This window comes from Rothia sp. HC945, from assembly GCF_051370785.1.
Classification (GTDB): Bacteria; Actinomycetota; Actinomycetes; order Actinomycetales; family Micrococcaceae; genus Rothia.
Window position 1 is genome coordinate 401,202 of the sequence record NZ_JBFCSN010000001.1, and the last position, 17,955, is coordinate 419,156.

Here is a 17,955-nt window from a genome sequence, read left to right on the forward strand (position 1 = left end):
AGCTGTCAGAGGAGACTCGTGGTGACCCTGACTCGGGACCGGTAGTCTGGAACAATCACCGGATCCCCAGCACGGCGGGTTCGCAACCCTTTGAGGGAGAGGTTATTCCGCATTTGATGACAGCATCCACACCAGGTTCTTCTCGCCCCCTGTCCGTTTCGAGGAGTTACACGTTCCGAAGCCGAGAGTCGATGGTGGAGGTCCTCGGACCGCAGGATTCGTCGTTGCTGATCATCGAGCAGTCCTTCACGGAGGTCTCCGTGGCGGCCAAGGAACTCGACGTCGTTGTCACCGGCCCCTCGGCGCAGGTCGACCTGGTCATTCGACTCTTCGAGGAATTGGAGGTCCTGTCTTCCCAGGAAGGTGTGATCAGTGCTGAGGTCGTCAAACGACTGGTGGACTTGCTGATCAAGAACATGTCGGCGGCCTCTCCGAGCATGACCCAGAACATTCTTTCTTCTCGCGGACGCAAGATCCGACCGAAGACCCTCAACCAGTCCAAGTACGTTGAGGCCATCGACTCGAACACCATCGTCTTCGGCATCGGGCCTGCGGGCACGGGCAAGACGTATTTGGCCATGGCCAAGGCCGTGCAGGCCCTTCAGTCGAAAGAAGTCAACCGCATCATCCTCACCCGTCCGGCCGTGGAAGCGGGGGAGAACCTCGGGTTCCTGCCGGGCAGTCTCAATGAGAAGATCGACCCCTACCTCCGGCCGCTCTACGATGCGCTGCACGACATGATGGAACCCGAATCCATCCCGCGCCTGATGGAGGCCGGAACCATTGAGGTGGCACCCCTGGCGTACATGCGTGGTCGCACCCTGAATGATGCGTTCGTGATCCTGGACGAGGCCCAGAACACCACGGCCGAGCAGATGAAGATGTTCCTGACGCGCCTGGGGTTCGGTTCCAAGATCGTTGTGACCGGAGATGTGACCCAGGTCGATTTGCCGACCGGTTCGGCGTCGGGGTTGCGGCAGGTGCGCAACATTCTGAACGACGTCGAGGACATCCACTTCTCGCAGCTCGAGGCCGTCGACGTCGTTCGGCACCAGCTCGTGAGCGACATCGTGACGGCTTACGGGCAGTGGGAGGATCAGCAGCAGTCCGTGTCCCACCGACGGTCGGGAGGCCGCCGTGAGCGGCGCGGAACGGACTCGCAGCGGGATCACCGTCCGGAAGGAGACGCGCAGTGAACGCCGACCAAGCTGAAGCGGAGGAAAGGTTGCCGTTCGTCGAGATAGAAGCCTCCGAACCTGAGACCCCGGCGGAGGAGACCGCCTTCGCCGAGGCAGATCTTGCACAGTTGCGGGCCTTGGTCGCTTTTGCCTTCGACGCATTGCACGTGTCTGCCCGTACCGAGGCTTCGGTGGCCCTGGTCGGGGAAGCAGAGATGGAAGAGCTCCACCTCCGTTGGATGGATCTGGCCGGGCCGACGGACGTCATGTCCTTCCCGATGGACGAGATGCGTCCCGGTTCCCCGGACCAACCGGCCGAGGGCACGTTGGGCGACATCGCGGTGTGCCCCACGGTCGCGTCCCGCCAGGCACAGGCCGCAGGCCACAGTACGGCCGACGAACTGTGCCTGCTCACGGTGCACGGTATCCTGCACTGCCTGGGCTACGACCACGGCACCCGTGACGAGGAAAAAGAAATGTTCGCTCTCCAGCGCGGGATCCTCGAAGAATTCCTGGGCCACGCGGCACCCGTGGAAACGAGGCACTGACCAGGCATGATCACGGCACTTCTCGCCTTGGCGACACTGCTGCTGCTGGGCGTCGCGTTCGTCCTGACAGCCGCGGAATCAGCTTTCACCTACCTCCCTCGACACGATGCCGAAAAGGCCTCGCAGGCCGACGCGCGTCGGAGCCTGAAAAAGGTTCTCGAGGATCCCCGACCATGCATGCACGCCCTGAGGTTCGCCCGCATTTTCTGCGAGTCCCTGGTCTCGGTGATTCTGACGATCCTGTTCCTGCAATTCATCCCGATGGTGTGGCTCTCCGCGCTGATCGCCGTCGTGATTGCCACGTTGCTCGGATTCGTGCTGATCGGGGTTTCGCCCCGCCACGTCGGACGATCGCATCCGTTGACCGTTGCCGCGAGAACTTCAGGGTTCCTTCTGGTGATTACCGCAATTCTGGGCCCACTGCCTCGATGGCTCATGCGTGGCGGATCGGCATTCTCGCAGCCCGAGGACGAGAACGCGGGGTTCTTCACGGAAGAAGAATTGCGCGAATTCGTCGACCGGGCCAGCGGGACGGACGTCATCGAGGACAGCGAGGCGGCGATGCTGCATTCGATCTTCGAACTGGACGACACCCGTATCCGCGCGGTCATGGTCCCTCGGACGGACACCGTGACGTTCGACCTGGACGACACCGTGGAGAACGCCCTCAATCTGTTTCTCCGTTCGGGTTACTCCCGTATACCGGTTCTTGGCGAGGATTTCGACGACGTCCGGGGCTTTCTGTACCTCAAGGACGTTGCGGAGGCCATCCTGCCCCGGCAGGACCGTCGGACCGGGGCAAGCGTTCAGGAGTTGCTCAGGCCGGCGCGATTCGTCCCGGAGTCCCAGAAGGTTTCGGAGCTGCTTCCCCAAATGCAGAGGGAAGGCACTCACGTGGCCGTCGTCGTCGACGAATACGGCGGAACGGCCGGATTGGTCACGCTCGAGGATCTGATCGAGGAGCTGGTCGGGGAGATCGTGGACGAGTACGACACGGTCGAACCGGAGGTGACACCCGAAGGCGACGCGTACCGTGTCTCGGCCCGCATGAGCGTCGGGGACCTCGGCGAACTGTTCGATATCGACCTCGAGGACGACGACGTCGACTCCGTCGGGGGCCTTCTGGCCAAGGCGCTGGGACGAGTCCCGATCGTCGGATCGACCGCCGCGATCTACGGGATTCGGCTCAAAGCGGTTAAACTCGAAGGACGGCGGAACCGGGTCGGCACCGTGCTCGCGTGGCGGGAACCCTCGGAGGAAGACAGCGACGGGCAGGAGACCCCGGAGGAATGAATATGGAATTTGCAAGCGTACCGGAGGACTACGTCGCCGGATTCGCCGTCCTGGTGGGTCGACCGAACGCGGGAAAATCCACGTTGACCAATGCACTGGTCGGTCAGAAGGTCGCGATCACATCGAACCGACCCCAGACGACCCGTCACACGATTCGCGGCATCGTGCACCGGGAGCACTCGCAACTGATCCTGATCGACACGCCAGGACTGCACCGTCCCCGCACCCTCTTGGGCGAGCGTCTGAACGACCTCGTTGCCGAGACGCTGTCCGAGGTGGACGTCATCGGTTTCTGCATCCCTGCCGACGAGAAGATCGGTCCCGGTGATCGGTACATTGCCGCCCAACTCGCGGCTGCAGGCAACAAGCCGATCGTCGCCATCGTGACGAAGGCCGACAAGGTCCCTTCGGACCGTCTTGCCGAACAGCTCGTCGCCGTCACGGCCCTCGGCAATGAGGTCATGACGGCCGAAAGACGCGCCCGCGCGGAGCGTGCCCAGCGTCGGTCCCGTCGTCGCGGGGGAACAACGGTCGACGATCGCGCCGAACAGACCATGGACGCCGTCTCGTCCTCGCAGCCCGCCGACGACGGCCAGGGCGGCTGGGCCGACATCATTCCGGTCTCGGCGGTCAAGGACTACCAGGTCGACGGCGTGTCCGAGGTCCTGAGCCACCACCTGCCAGATTCTCCGCCGCTCTACCCCGATGGCGACCTCACCGATGAGCCCGAGGCCGTGATGGTCGGCGAACTCGTCCGTGAGGCCGCACTCGAGGGAGTCCGCGACGAGTTGCCCCATTCCGTGGCCGTCACCGTGGAAGAAATGAACGACCGCGAGGGCCGTCCCGAGGACGACCCCATGGTGGATGTCCACGTGAACCTCTTCGTGGAGCGGGATTCCCAGAAAGCGATCATCATCGGCAAAGGCGGGTCGCGGTTGCGCGAGATCGGAACCAAGGCGCGGCAAGGTATCGAGCCGTTGTTGGGCGCCAAAGTCTATCTGAGCATCCACGTCAAGGTGGCCAAGGATTGGCAACGTGATCCGAGGGCCCTGGGACGGCTCGGCTTCTAGCACATTCACACGGAAGAGGAAGAAAACTCTGCGCGGAAGGGTTGGGAATCTGACGACCCGGCCCCGTACAGTGTCTTAAGAATTTTGAGGCCTTTTCGAGAGGAATGTTTGTGCCCCAGTCGCCCGAGACATCGAATGAAGCGCGAACGCCGCGCGTCGATCCCCGCGGTCGCCACTACAAGAACCGTGCGCAGAAGTCGAAGCGTGGCCTCTGGCTCTCGCTGTGCTGCGTAGGCTTGTTGATCGTCGTCATGGGCGCTGGCGGCTTTGCCGCAATGCGTTTGCGGTCCAACGTCTCGACCGAAGCATTGAATCTGGGCTCGGGGATGAATGGCGACAAGGAGCTCTCGGACGGTCCTCTGGACATCCTCGTGATCGGTTCGGACACCCGTACGGGCAACAACGGAGACTACGGAGACCAAGCGGACGCCGAAGGCGGCGCCAGGTCCGACGTCATGATGTTGATGCAGATCAGCGAAGACCACAAGAAGGTCAACGTCCTGTCCTTCCCTCGCGATCTCATGGTGGACATTCCGCAATGCAAGGGCTCCGACGGAAAAACGTACCCGCCGTCCGAGGACACCCAGATCAACGAGTCCCTCAACAACGGGGGACCGGGGTGCACCGTGGCGACGATCAACAAGATCACCGGCGTCAATATCGACCACTTCATGCTCGTTGACTTCAACGCGGTCAAGCAGCTCAGCACGGTCGTGGGAGGCGTCAACGTGTGCGTCACGCGACCCGTCAAGGACGAGTACTCGGGATTGGACCTTCCGGCGGGACATTCCGATGTCAAGGGCGAGCAGGCACTGTCCTTCTTGCGGTCGCGTCATGGTTTCGGCGACGGGTCCGATACCAGCCGCATCCAGGCCCAGCAGGGCTTCCTGGCTTCCCTCATGAGGAAGGTCAAGGAGCAGGGAACGCTGTCGAACCCCGGCAAGATGTACGGCATTGCGGAAGCCATCACGCAGAACGTCACCGTGGACAACGGGTTCACGGATCCTGCGACCTTCGTCGACATCGGAAAGATTCTCTCGGGCGTGGATCTGTCCGACATCGTCTTCGCGACTGCGCCGACCGAGCCGTACGTCAATGACGAGAACAAGTTGCAACTGTCCGCCGAATCCGATCAGGTGTTCAAGACACTCCAGAAGGACGGATCGCTGGCCGACAAGAACGACGACTCTTCCCAGGGCGGGGGAGACGAGGAGAAAAAGGACATCGACCGTTCCGCACCGGTTGCGATGACGGATGCCTCGGGTGCCGAGGGCCGGGCCAAGTCCCTGAGCGGCAAGGTCGAGGAGATGGGATATTCCAACGTGACCTACCAGGACCTGGGGCAACCGTCGGAGTCCACGACCATCCAGTACGCCCCCGGCTACCAGGATCAGGCCCAGGAGATCGCCAACAGGTTCGGAGTCTCCCAGGACCAGGTGGTTGAGAGCTCCGCGATCTCGGGTATCGGCGTGACGGTGGGCCAGGACTTCACGTCCGGGGATACCGTCAAGAAGGACGATTCCTCGATCGTGGGCGGCGCCAACGGGCAGACCGCTGATCAGCAGACCTGCCAGCAGACGTTCTCCTACTGATCCCCGCCGACATCGACCAGGCCCCGCGACGTCCACATTGTGGGACGGCACGGGGCCGGTCGCGCGTGGCGTCCCAGGCGAGTGATACTTTGATTCTCGTGAGTCATACAACAATGAACCTCCTCCTTATGTGCCGCAGCGAGGCCTCGTAATCCCACAAGGCCGACACCTCGCTGCGGAGGTCAGTTGCGCCGGCCGCAACCCCTGAACACATTTTCGAGAGGTCACTCATGTTGATTCACCCGCAGAAGTCCTCGGGCATGCCGATCCACAAATATCGCCCGTACCACGAGGAAATTTCCGTCAGCCTTCCTGACCGCACCTGGCCGGACAAGGTCATGACGCACGCGCCCCGCTGGTGCGCCGTCGATCTCCGTGATGGGAACCAGGCCCTGGTCGATCCCATGGACACGGACCGAAAACTGACGATGTTCAACCTGCTCGTCGCCATGGGGTACAAGGAGATCGAGGTGGGTTTCCCGGCCGCCTCACAGACCGACTTCAATTTCGTGCGCACCCTGATCGAGGACCATTACATCCCCGACGACGTCACGATCCAGGTTCTGACCCAGTGCCGTGAGCATTTGATCGAAAGGACCTACGAGGCCATCGAGGGAGCACCCTCGGCCATCGTGCACTTCTACAACTCGACGTCGGTGCTCCAGCGCCGCGTGGTGTTCAAGGAGTCACAGGACGGCATCATGGACATCGCGCTGAACGGTGCCCGCATGTGCACCAAGTACGAGGAACAGTTGAGCACCCCGGTTCCGATCACGTACCAGTACTCGCCGGAGTCCTACACGGGCACCGAGGTCGAGTACGCGGCACGTGTTGCCAACGCCGTCACCCATGAGCTGGGTATCGGCGACGACCGCCAGGTGATCATCAACCTGCCTGCCACCGTGGAGATGGCGACACCGAACGTGTACGCCGATTCGATCGAGTGGATGAACCGGAACCTGGACAACAGGGACAACGTCATTCTCTCGCTCCACCCTCACAACGACCGGGGCACGGGCATTGCCGCCGCCGAGTTGGGCTTTTTGGCCGGTGCGGACCGGATCGAGGGTTGCCTGTTCGGTAATGGCGAGCGTACCGGCAACGTCGATTTGGTCACGCTGGGCCTGAATTTGTTCACGCAGGGCATCGACCCGCAAATCGACTTCTCGAACATCGAGGAAATTCGTCAGACCGTCGAATACTGCAACCAGATCAAGGTCCACGAGCGGTCGCCGTACGGCGGTGACCTGGTCTTCACGGCCTTCTCGGGATCGCACCAGGACGCCATCAAGAAGGGCTTCGAGGCCATGGAGGCCGATGCGAAGACCAAGGACCAGAAGGTCGAGGAGACCGAATGGGCGGTCCCGTACCTGCCCATCGATCCCATGGACTTGGGTCGGAACTACGAGGCCGTGATCCGAGTGAACTCCCAGTCGGGCAAGGGCGGTGTCGCATACCTGCTCAAGCAGCAGAAGGGCCTGGACATGCCCAAGCGGGCTCAGGTCGAGTTCTCGGGCGTCGTGCAGAATCGCACCGACAGCGAGGGCGGCGAAATCACCAGCGTCGCCCTGTGGGATATCTTCAAGGACGAGTACTTGCCCGCCGAGGAAGACCATGGTGAACGTCGCTGGGGCAAGTTCCGCATCGCCTCGATGACCACAGAAGCCACGGATACCGGCGACACGACGCTGCGCATCAAGCTGGACGTCAACGACCGACAGGTCGAGCGTTCGGCGGTGGGCAACGGCCCGATTGACGCGCTCACGCGGATCCTGGCCCACGAGGGAGTCGACGTTCGCGTCATGGACTATTCGGAGCACGCGATGTCGGCGGGTGAGAATGCCCAGGCCGCGAGCTACGTCGAGGCCGCCGTCGGTGACAGGGTCCTGTGGGGCATCGGTATCGATGCCAACACCACTCGAGCCGGCCTGAAAGCACTCATCTCGGCCGTGAACAGGGCCCTCAGGTAAGAGATCCCGTCCTTGCAGGGCCCGCAGGACGACGTCGGAGGAGAACCTCGTGCCCACGGCGTCGTCCTGCTGCCCTCAGGGCGTGGGACAATGGGTCCGTGCCGACCACAACAGCTGCTTCCAGGACGTACCGAGAGACCGTGATCGTTCTCGGCACCTACCCTTTGGGAGAGTCGGACAGGATCGTCGTCTGCCTGTCGTCGGGCCACGGACTCCTCCGGGCCGTGGCCAAGGGCGTCCGCCGCAGCAGTTCCAAACTGGGAGCCCGTCTCGAGCCCTTCATGATCAGCGACGTGTCGCTGGTCCACGGGCGCAATCTGGATACGGTGACCCAGGCCGTGACCCGCAAGGCCTACGCCGCCCCGATCGTTGCGGACTATGATGCCTACACCCACGCCTCTGCGATCGCCGAGGTGGCTGAGTACGTGGCCCAGGGCGACGGCGAGACTGCCTCCGAAATCTTTGCCCTGACCGCGGGCGCTCTCTCGGCCCTGGCACGACGAACGCACGCCGCACAGGACGTGCTGAATTCCTACCTCGCACGGTCCATGCGGATCGCGGGCTGGTACATCGAGACGGAGGCCTGCGTGCGTTGCGGCACTCGGGACGGTCTTGTGTCATGGTCCATGGCCGGAGGAGGGATCGTCTGTACCGAATGTGCTCAAGCAGGGGACCGGCCCCTGAGCGGGGACATGATGCAGTACTTGCGTGGCGTCGCCACAGGGTCCTGGGAAGTTCTCCAAGGCATTGGGGATCCCACCGCGGGTCAGCGGGTCGGAGCCCTCCTGAGGCGTTATGTACAGTGGCACCTGGAACGCGAGTTCCGCTCTTTTGCTCTGCTCGAAAGGACCTCATGACCGCTCAGACCCCCTATCCGCACCCTTCCGGCCAGAGCGCACCGTCTATACCCCAGAAATTCGTTCCACGGCACGTGGCCGTCGTCATGGACGGCAATGGCAGGTGGGCCAACGAACGGGGGCTCCCGCGCAATGAGGGCCACAAAGCAGGGGAGCGGGCCCTCCTGGACGTCGTGGCCGGAGCGATCGAGATGGGAATACCTGTGGTGAGCGCGTATGCGTTCTCCACGGAGAATTGGAAGCGCTCCCTGGATGAGGTCAACTTCCTGATGACCTTCTGCGGGGATGTGCTCGAACGCCAACTCGAGACTTTGAAATCGTGGGGAGTCCGCATCCGATGGGCAGGACGTCGCCCCAAACTGTGGAAATCCGTCATCCGTCAGCTCGAGGTCTGCGAACGCGAGACGGCAGGCAGCTCGGTCTGCACCCTGGTCATGTGCGTGAACTACGGGGGCAGGGCCGAGATCGCCGACGCCGCAGCCACGATCGCCGCCGATGCCGCGGCGGGAAAGATCAAACCGGGCCAGGTGAACGAGAAGACATTCGCCCGATACCTGGACGAACCGGACCTGCCGGACGTGGACATGTTCCTCAGGACATCGGGAGAGCAGAGATTCTCCAACTTCCTGTTGTGGCAGAGCGCCTATGCCGAGATGGTGTTCATGAACATCCTCTGGCCGGACGTCGATCGGTTGGTCCTGTGGGACGCCGTCGAAGAATATGCCCAACGGGATCGCAGATACGGGGGAGCCATCGATTCCGTATCCAAACCTAAAGTATAAGTTTAATCCGCATCCTTAAACTATAAGTTAACGTTCAACCATCCGTCGTGCGTTCAGGAGACGTCGTGGCCAAACTCTATCCAGCCTTTTTCAAAGCAGTGTTCACCCGCATGGACGCCGAGAAGGCACATGCTCTCGGTTTCGCTGCCATCAGGGCATGCCGGGCATCGGGCGTGTCTCGCATCCTCCGTCGCATCACCGCACCCGATCCGTCCCTGCGAACGGAAGCCATGGGCCTGACTTTCCCTTCGCCGTTCGGGCTGGCGGCGGGCTTCGACAAGGGAGCGACAGGGATCAACGCGCTGACCGATCTGGGATTCGGCCACGTGGAGGTGGGCACCGTGACGGGCCGACCCCAACCCGGAAATCCTCGTCCTCGTCTCCACCGCCTGATCAAGGACAAAGCCGTGATCAACCGAATGGGATTCAACAATGACGGCGCCGACCAGATCGGCCCTCGTCTCGCCGCCGCCCACGCGGACCTGTGGCACGACTACGAACGGGGCACCCGACCGATTGTCGGCGTCAACATCGGCAAGACCAAGGTGGTGCCGGTCGACGAAGCCATCGATGACTATCTCCACAGCACTCGAACCCTGGCGCCCCAGGCGGATTACCTTGCGGTCAACGTCAGCTCGCCGAACACGCCCGGCCTGTGCGATCTTCAGCACATCGATGCTCTCCGGCCGCTGCTGAGCGCCGTGTCGGAGGAAGCGGACAAGGCGGCGGGCCGGCATGTGCCCGTATTGGTCAAGATCGCCCCCGACCTGTCGGACGAGGACATCGCCGCGATTGCTGACCTGGCGGTCGAGCTCGGTCTCGAAGGAATCATTGCGACGAACACCACCATCCGGAGGGAAGGCCTTGGTCTCCGGTCAACAACCGAGGAGATCGAGTCGTGCGGTGCCGGTGGGCTGTCCGGGAAACCGGTAGCGGCGCGGTCATCGGAGGTCCTGGCGATGGTGCGGGAACGTGTGGGACCGGACATGACGATCATTTCGGTCGGGGGTGTCACCTCTGGCGACGACGTTGCAGAACGCCTCCGACAAGGCGCAACTCTGGTCCAGGGGTACACGGCTTTTCTCTACGAGGGGCCGTTCTGGGCCGCCACCATCAATCGGCGTCTCAAGAAGCAGATGAAGCACCGCGGACACTGACGATGAGGGCGCCCGTGCACGACTGAGGGCGGCGGACCACTTCTTCGTGGTCCGCCGCCCTCAGTGCCGACAAGGATAGCCCAGGATCGATCAGGAGGGGTATTCCCCGCGCTTGACCTGGGGCTTCGGCATCCGCAGCTTGCGAATCATCATGACCCTGTTGAACACGTACATGGCGGATCCCGGTTCGACCGAACCGAACTTGGCCACGACGAGTTTCTTGAGCTTTCGCCACAACAGGAAGAAATCGAGGATCCAGATCGCGATGAAGATCCACATGACGTAAATCGTGTACTGCTGGATCGGCAAGGGCATCACGAGCCCCAGCACGAAGATCACGATCAGAATGATGATGAAGTAGTCGCCGACGTTGAACCGGGCGTCGACGTAGTCGCGAACGTAGCGACGTTGCGGGCCGCGATCGCGAGCCGGAAGGTAACGGTCATCGCCGGTCTGCATCGCCTGGTTCTGGCGAAGGCGTGCTTCCCTGGCGGCTTCCCGTTCCTTCTGCTTCGCCTCCTTGCGGTCGTCGGGGACGAGAGGCCGTTTGCGCGCCGCCTCGCGCTCTCGGCGCGTGGGAGTGGGGCGGCCCTTGCCCTGAGGCATCGTCTGATCGGCAGAATTCATCGGCTCCGATGACTGATCTGCCGTGTCACTTGCGGCTGAGGATTTCTTCTTGCTTCCGAACACTCGACCAGGATACTTGATGGCGCGCCCTGTTATCTTCCGACCAGCCCGGAGCATACAGTGGCGCATATGGAGAAAAACGCTGAGAAGAGCACGAGCGAGGCAGCCAACCCTCAATCTTCGGTCACAACCGAGGTCAAGGCACACGTGGAGACGAATTTCGATGCCACACTCTCGACTCTCGAGGGATTGGTGTCCATCCCGTCGGTCGCCTGGGAAAGCCACGATCTCTCCCGCGTTCGGGAGAGCGCCGAACGCGTCGCGGAAATGGCCCGCAACGGCGGCTTCGACGACGTCGAGATCCTGACGGCTCCCAAGCCGGAGGGCGGCGAAGGCATGCCCGCCGTCGTCGCGAGAAAACACCCGAAGCCCGGATACCCCACGGTCCTGTTGTACGCGCACCATGACGTCCAGCCCGTGGGCGATGCCGCCGACTGGAACACCGATCCCTGGGTCGCGACGCGACAGGGGGACCGGCTCTTCGGGCGGGGCGCCGCGGATGACAAGGCCGGTCTGATGACCCACCTGGCATCGGTGCAAGCCGTCGATGACGTGCTCGGCGACGATCTCGGGATCGGCATCACTCTTTTCATCGAGGGCGAGGAAGAAGCGGGCTCGCCGAGTTTCGTGAACTTTCTCGAGATGTATCGGGACAAGCTGCAGGCGGATGTCATCGTCGTGGCAGATTCCTCGAACTGGCGGGCGGGAGTCCCTGCCCTGACCACGAGCCTGCGCGGTGTCATCTCCGGAACGATTACGGTGCGGACCCTGGACCATGCCCTGCATTCCGGAATGTTCGGTGGACCTCTGGTCGACGCGAACACGGCGATGGTCCGGCTCCTGGCCTCCTTGCACGACGACGACGGCGCCGTCGCAATCGAAGGACTGGTTCGGGGTCAGGAACCCGACCTCGACTACGCCGAGAAGGATTTCCGTGAGGACGCCGGTGCGCTGGAGAACTTCCGGCTGACGGGACGAGGCAGTATTTCGTCCCGACTCTGGAACCAGCCTGCCCTGTCCGTGATCGGAATGGACATCACCTCGGTGGATCAGTCCTCGAACACGATGGCGGCCAGTACCCGCGCCCGCGTCAGCCTCAGACTGGCCCCTGGCCAGGATCCTCACGAAGCGCATCGACTCTTCGAAAAGCACTTGTCCGAGCACGCTCCGTGGGGGTCGACCGTGGAATACGACGGCGGCGAGGCAGGCCAGCCCTTCGAATCGGATGTGACCAGCGAACCTGCCCGTGCGGTGCTGGATTCCATGCGGGATGCGTGGGGCACCGACGCCGCGTTGATGGGCATGGGAGGATCCATCCCGTTCGTCGCGTCGCTGACCCGGACGTTCCCCGATGCGGCGATTCTCATCACGGGCATCGAGGATCCTGACACTCGGGCACACAGCGCCAACGAGTCTCTCTACATCCCCGATTTCCAGCGCGCCATCGAGTCCGAGGCGCTCTTCCTGTCCCGAATGAACGCAAAACTGTAGTCCCGGTCCACGTCTGGCGCGGGAATCCGTCCTGACCGCGGGCCCGATCGTCCTCGGCTTCTGCCGAGGAATAGATCCGCTGTCTGCGGGGTTACACTGGCCCGAGAGCAATGGCTAGGCTTGAGGCGAGCAGAAAGGCAGGTCGCGATATGACTGTTGCACCCGATACGAAGACCGAGATGCCGACTCACGGTGTGAATCTCACCGATGGCGCGGCGGAGAAGGTCCGCGCACTTCTGGAGCAGGAAGGACGCACGGATCTTCGACTGCGCGTCGCCGTCCAGCCCGGTGGTTGCTCGGGTCTCATCTACCAGCTGTACTTCGACGAGCGCGTGCTCGACGGCGACGCCGTACGCGATTTCAACAGCGTCGAGGTGATCGTTGATCGCATGAGCACCCCTTACCTCGAGGGCTCCACGATCGATTTCGAGGACACTATCCAGAAGCAAGGGTTCTCCATCGACAACCCGAATGCTCAGGGATCGTGCGCATGCGGTGACTCCTTCAACTGAGTGACATAGATCGCGTCCGGTCGATGCGTAATATGGCCCGGTGGTTCCCGGCAGGGGAACTGCCGGGCCATAGGCTTGTAGAAGTCGGTAATGCGGGCTCCAACACGCTCATGGCGGCCATGTCGAAGCTGAATCCCACTCCGTTTTCGGGATACTGTGGTGACACACTGTCAGCGGGAATCCGCAGGTGCGAGTAAGCTCGTACCGAGACAGGAACGCTATGGCCCGACCACACATCAGCGGTGGGAGAGCGAGTGTTCATCACACGCACGGATATTAGAGGAAGGGCAGTCTGTGAGTTCGCAGAAACGAACCGGTAGCAGCCGCACCAAGGGCATCGTAGCCATTGGCGCGACCGCGGCCGCCACGCTGCTGTTGACGGGTTGTTCGGACACTGCCAAGGTCGGGTTCTTGCCGACCAAGCGCGGAACGACCGACAACGTCGACACGATCATGGATCTTTGGATCGGTTCCTGGATCGCTGCACTGGCCGTTGGTCTTGTTACCTGGGGCCTCATGCTCTGGTGCATCATCGCGTACCGCCGCCGCAAAGGCGAGACCGGGTACCCACGCCAGCTGGGTTACCACCTTCCTCTCGAAATCATGTACACGGTCATCCCGATTGTGTTGATCGTGGGCCTCTTCGCCTTCTCCGACAAAGCAGAGCGTTCCGTCGACAGCCGCTGGGACGATCCCGGCGTCACAGTCGAGGTCTACGGCAAGCAGTGGGCGTGGGACTTCAACTACCTGGACAGCGACACCTACACCTCGGGCACGCAGGCAGGTCTTGACGGCCAACCCGGCAAGGAAGACAAGTTGCCGACCCTCTACCTGCCCGAGAACACCCAGGTTGAGCTCCAGCTCAAGTCCCGCGATGTGAACCACTCGTTCTGGGTGCCGGCATTCTTGCAGAAGATCGACACCATCCCGGGTCAGACCAACTACATGGACTTCAAGACCGGCGGCCCCGGTGACTATCAGGGCAAGTGCGCCGAGCTCTGCGGTGAGTACCACTCCGAGATGCTCTTCAACGTGAAGGTTGTGTCCCAGGCGGAATACGACCAGCACATGCAAGACCTCAAGGACCAGGGCAACAATGGCCGCCTGGGCGATGAGTACAACCGCAATCCCAACATGAACGAATCGAAGTAGGGGAGTACCGGTGTCAACACTCGAGTATTCAGCTGAAGAAACAACGGTTGCGCAACGCACCGTACCCCGCTCGCGGGGTCGGATCGTTGTCAGCTGGTTGACTTCGACCGACCACAAGACCATCGGCTACATGTACATCATCACGTCCTTCACGTTCTTCCTGCTGGCGGGAATCATGGCGTTGATCATGCGCATGGAGCTGTTTGAGCCCGGGATGCAGATCCTGGAGACCAAGGAACAGTTCAACCAGCTGTTCACCATGCACGGCACACTCATGCTGCTGATGTTCGGCACACCGTTGTTCGTGGGGATGGCCAATGTCATCGTGCCTCTGCAGATCGGTGCCCCCGACGTCGCCTTCCCGCGGCTCAACGCCCTGGCGTTCTGGTTCTTCCTCTTCGGCTCGCTGGTTGCGCTCGCCGGATTCATCACCCCGCAGGGCGCGGCGGCCTTCGGGTGGTTTGCCTACTCACCGCTGAGTTCCGCCACCTACTCCCCGAGCGTGGGCGGTGACCTCTGGGTCTTCGGTCTCGCGCTCCAGGGGTTCGGCACCATCATGGGTGGTCTCAACTTCATCACCACGATCCTGTGCATGCGTGCCCCTGGGCTCACGATGTGGCGGGTTCCCCCATTCACCTGGACGGCCCTGGTCACGGCGATCCTGATCATCATGGCCTTCCCGCCGCTTGCGGCGGCGCTGTTCGCCCTCGGTATGGACCGCAGGCTCGGCGGCCACATCTTCGACGCCGACAACGGTGGTTCGATTCTGTGGCAGCACCTCTTCTGGTTCTTCGGGCATCCCGAGGTCTACATTCTGGCCCTGCCCATGTTCGGCATCGCCTCCGAAATCATCCCCGCTTTTTCCCGGAAGCCGATCTTCGGGTACAAGGGCCTGGTCTACGCGACCATCGCGATCGGGGCGCTGTCCGTCACCGTGTGGGCCCATCACATGTACGTCACGGGCTCCGTCATGCTCCCGTTCTTCGCCTTCATGTCCATGATGATTGCGGTCCCCACGGGCGTGAAGTTCTTCAACTGGATCGGCACCATGTGGCAAGGCTCCCTCACCTTCGAAACGCCCCTGCTGTGGATCTTCGGCTTCCTGCTGACCTTCCTGTTCGGCGGAGTCACCGGGATTATCCTCGCGGTTCCCCCGCTGGATTTTCAGCTCTCCGACTCCTACTTCGTGGTGGCCCACTTCCACTACACGGTCTTCGGCACGGTCGTGTTCTGCATGTTCGGTGGCCTCTATTACTGGTGGCCGAAATTCACTGGCAAGATGCTCAACGAGCGTCTGGGCAAGATCCACTTCTGGATGCTGTTCATCGGATTCCACACCACCTTCCTGATCCAGCACTGGCTGGGCGTGGACGGTATGCCCCGCCGTTACGCGGACTACATGCCCGAGGACGGCTTCACCTGGATGAACCAGTTCTCGACTGTGGGCGCCATGATCCTGGCGCTTTCGATGTTGCCGTTCTTCTGGAACGTCTACATCACCACCCGCAATGGCAAGAAGGTCGAGGTCGACGATCCGTGGGGCTTCGGGAGTGGACTCGAGTGGGCGACGTCGTGCCCGCCGCCTCGCCACAATTTCACGGCCCTGCCCAGGATCCGTTCCGAGCGTCCGGCCCTGGACCTGCACCATCCGGAGCTGTCCACCAACCACGATGTCGCCTCGGCAGCCCGCCAGGCCACCACGGTCAACTCGTAGGAGGCACGTAGATGCGCGAAAATGCCATTCTGTTCTGGATCTTGTTCATCTTCTTTATTCCGGTAACGATCGTGTACGGATTCATGACGGGGTTCACCGAGTGGGTCGGCTTCCCGGCCCTGCTCCTGACGGCTTTGATGTCGGCTTTCCTCGGGTTCTTCTTCAGCTTCACCGCGAAGAAGCACCCGAACCAGCCGTCGGACAACCTCGATGGTGAGATCGTCGACGCCGCCGGCGACTACGGCTTCTACTCTCCCTGGAGCTGGTGGCCGTTGCTGTTGGCTATCGCTGCCGCGATCGGCGTCGTCGCGATGGCCATCGGTTGGTGGATGCTCATGCTGGCCGCACCGGTGGCGCTCATCGGCCTGGTCGGCTGGGTTTACGAGTACAGCCGCGGTAACCACGCCCACTAAGGTGATCACCGCACAGCGACTTATTAGATAGAAAAGAGCCCCGATCCGTACGAGGATCGGGGCTCTTTCCTATCCGAGTAACCGTGGATGCAAGCAACGGCGTACCATCACAGGCCATGGTCCGTGCCACACGGGGTGCGCCCCCATTCTTCCCGTCCGGGCGTGAGCGCATATGGCCCCTGACGTCCAGCGACCACCGCCGCTGTGAAGAACCGGAACCACCCCGACATTGACCCTGCGTTGCCGACGCGTACACGCAATCAGCGGCACGTTCTCGTGGGTTTAGGATTCTGAGTCGTCCGCGCTCTTCGTGATCAGGTTCCCCCCCCCCCCCGGACAGGACGATGATGAGGGCCGCGGTCGTCAGCCCGCAGGCCACCCACACCGGGCCGAGCAACCCGAAGCCTGATCCCAGCGCCAAGGCCCCCAGCGCGGGACCAGCAGCAGCTCCCATATTCAACGCCGTCGTGGCGTACGCCCCGGCCATGGTCGGTGCGCCCGAGGCAACATACAGGACGCGGGCAATGAGTGTGCTGCCTACTCCGAAAGACAGTACGCCTTGGATCAAGACCATCCCCATGAGGGCAACAGGATCGGCGGCGACGAGCGCGAGAACTGTCCAGCCCATCAGCAACAGCGGTCCTCCAAGACAAAGGACAAGACCTGATCGAGTGTCCGACAGACGGCCGGACATCGATACGCCGATGAATGACCCGACGCCGAAAAGCACCAGGGTGACGGACACCCACGCTTCGGGTAGCCCGGCCAGATCGGTCACCACTGGCGCCAGGTAGGTGAAAACCGCGAAGGTTCCCGCGTTGACCAAAGCTGCAAGGGTCATGGCAAGAATGACCCGGATGTCGGACAGCTACCGGAGTTCGGTATGCAACTTCGGGGAGTCCGAAGGGGGAGGATCCTGTTCGGTACCACCTGGTACTCCACGCACTACGCCGTAGAGGGCCGACGCGCACAAGACGACAATCGCCCAGAACGTCATTCGCCAGCCCCCAAGCGAACCGAGCAGTGCTCCTGCGGGAACTCCAGCGACGGTGGCTATCGTCGTTCCGGAGAGCAGCACCGACAGCGCACGGCCCTTCTGCTGCTCTGGCACCACGGCGGTTGAGGCGCTCAGTGCTACGGCGAGAAATCCCGCGTTGGCGACAGCGCTCAGCACCCGGGACATGAGGAGGAGCGAGAACGCGGTTGTCATGGCCCCAACGCAATGACTGGCAGCGAAGAGCAGCAGAGTTACGGCCAGCGTGACCCGACGTGGCCAACTACGACTGAAGGCGGCCATGAGCGGCGCCCCGCCGATCATGCCCAGGGCAAAAGCGGAGCTGAGTAGTCCCGCGGTGCCCATCGGCACATCGAGATCGGCCGCGATGGCGGGCAGAAGTCCCGCGAGCATGAATTCTGAGGTGCCCATGACGAAAACGGCCAGGGCAAGCATGTAGAGAGCGAAAGGCATTGAATACTCCGAGATGAGATGACTGAAGATGACTCTTCTCGGACCACGGCCAACGCCCTGGAAGGGGTATG

The 17,955-nt window shown here is 62.3% G+C and carries 15 protein-coding genes and 1 pseudogene; 14 read left to right on the top strand and 2 right to left on the bottom strand.

Going from position 1 to position 17,955, the window contains the following annotated elements:
• The first annotated feature begins 116 nt into the window (after window positions 1–116).
• The 9 genes from AB0Y14_RS01690 (at window position 117) to AB0Y14_RS01730 (ending at window position 10,447) form a co-directional block, all read left to right on the top strand.
• Window positions 117–1,196: a PhoH family protein gene (locus tag AB0Y14_RS01690; RefSeq protein WP_238692301.1), complete on the top strand. Its 1,080-nt coding sequence runs from the start codon at window positions 117–119 to the stop codon at window positions 1,194–1,196.
• 29 nt (window positions 1,197–1,225) lie between these two features.
• Entirely contained in the window at window positions 1,226–1,726 is a 501-nt protein-coding gene (gene ybeY, locus AB0Y14_RS01695; RefSeq protein ID WP_129314530.1) for an rRNA maturation RNase YbeY, read from the top strand.
• Window positions 1,727–1,732: 6 nt separating this feature from the next.
• Window positions 1,733–3,019: a hemolysin family protein gene (locus AB0Y14_RS01700; protein ID WP_129314407.1), complete on the top strand. Its 1,287-nt coding sequence runs from the start codon at window positions 1,733–1,735 to the stop codon at window positions 3,017–3,019.
• 2 nt (window positions 3,020–3,021) lie between these two features.
• On the top strand, window positions 3,022–4,089 hold the full coding sequence (locus tag AB0Y14_RS01705) for a GTPase Era (RefSeq protein ID WP_436587558.1): 1,068 nt from the start codon (window positions 3,022–3,024) through the stop codon (window positions 4,087–4,089).
• Between the two features lie 110 nt (window positions 4,090–4,199).
• On the top strand, window positions 4,200–5,681 hold the full coding sequence (locus AB0Y14_RS01710; RefSeq protein ID WP_436587559.1) for an LCP family protein: 1,482 nt from the start codon (window positions 4,200–4,202) through the stop codon (window positions 5,679–5,681).
• Between the two features lie 230 nt (window positions 5,682–5,911).
• Complete coding sequence (gene leuA / locus AB0Y14_RS01715; protein WP_397554688.1) at window positions 5,912–7,651, top strand: 2-isopropylmalate synthase; 1,740 nt, start codon at window positions 5,912–5,914, stop codon at window positions 7,649–7,651.
• 98 nt (window positions 7,652–7,749) lie between these two features.
• Window positions 7,750–8,508, top strand: a complete 759-nt coding sequence (gene recO / locus AB0Y14_RS01720; protein WP_178979839.1) for a DNA repair protein RecO — start codon at window positions 7,750–7,752, stop codon at window positions 8,506–8,508.
• Window positions 8,505–9,290 (top strand): isoprenyl transferase, encoded by a 786-nt coding sequence (locus tag AB0Y14_RS01725; protein WP_436587560.1) that lies wholly within the window; start codon window positions 8,505–8,507, stop codon window positions 9,288–9,290. The genes recO and AB0Y14_RS01725 overlap by 4 nt, the downstream gene beginning before the upstream one ends.
• Before the next feature lie 65 nt (window positions 9,291–9,355).
• On the top strand, window positions 9,356–10,447 hold the full coding sequence (locus AB0Y14_RS01730; RefSeq protein WP_436587561.1) for a quinone-dependent dihydroorotate dehydrogenase: 1,092 nt from the start codon (window positions 9,356–9,358) through the stop codon (window positions 10,445–10,447).
• 90 nt (window positions 10,448–10,537) lie between these two features.
• Here AB0Y14_RS01730 and AB0Y14_RS01735 read toward each other — a convergent pair whose 3' ends face one another.
• Entirely contained in the window at window positions 10,538–11,074 is a 537-nt protein-coding gene (locus tag AB0Y14_RS01735) for a DUF3043 domain-containing protein (RefSeq protein WP_238692276.1), read from the bottom strand.
• Between the two features lie 129 nt (window positions 11,075–11,203).
• Between AB0Y14_RS01735 and AB0Y14_RS01740 the strand changes: the two genes are divergently transcribed.
• The 5 genes from AB0Y14_RS01740 (at window position 11,204) to AB0Y14_RS01760 (ending at window position 16,416) form a co-directional block, all read left to right on the top strand.
• Complete coding sequence (locus tag AB0Y14_RS01740) at window positions 11,204–12,625, top strand: dipeptidase (protein ID WP_436587562.1); 1,422 nt, start codon at window positions 11,204–11,206, stop codon at window positions 12,623–12,625.
• Window positions 12,626–12,774: 149 nt separating this feature from the next.
• The gene (locus AB0Y14_RS01745) at window positions 12,775–13,137 is read left to right on the top strand and encodes a HesB/IscA family protein (protein WP_436587563.1); all 363 of its coding nucleotides are present in this window, start codon (window positions 12,775–12,777) and stop codon (window positions 13,135–13,137) included.
• A 294-nt stretch (window positions 13,138–13,431) separates the two neighbouring features.
• Entirely contained in the window at window positions 13,432–14,289 is an 858-nt protein-coding gene (ctaC, locus tag AB0Y14_RS01750; protein WP_436587564.1) for an aa3-type cytochrome oxidase subunit II, read from the top strand.
• 10 nt (window positions 14,290–14,299) lie between these two features.
• On the top strand, window positions 14,300–16,003 hold the full coding sequence (ctaD, locus tag AB0Y14_RS01755) for an aa3-type cytochrome oxidase subunit I (RefSeq protein ID WP_436587565.1): 1,704 nt from the start codon (window positions 14,300–14,302) through the stop codon (window positions 16,001–16,003).
• A gap of 11 nt (window positions 16,004–16,014) precedes the next feature.
• The gene (locus tag AB0Y14_RS01760) at window positions 16,015–16,416 is read left to right on the top strand and encodes a cytochrome c oxidase subunit 4 (protein ID WP_436587566.1); all 402 of its coding nucleotides are present in this window, start codon (window positions 16,015–16,017) and stop codon (window positions 16,414–16,416) included.
• Between the two features lie 337 nt (window positions 16,417–16,753).
• On the opposite strand, the pseudogene AB0Y14_RS01765 reads toward AB0Y14_RS01760, so the two are convergent.
• Window positions 16,754–17,884 (bottom strand): annotated as a pseudogene (locus tag AB0Y14_RS01765) (Cmx/CmrA family chloramphenicol efflux MFS transporter); the annotation flags it as partial.
• Window positions 17,885–17,955 lie beyond the last annotated feature (71 nt).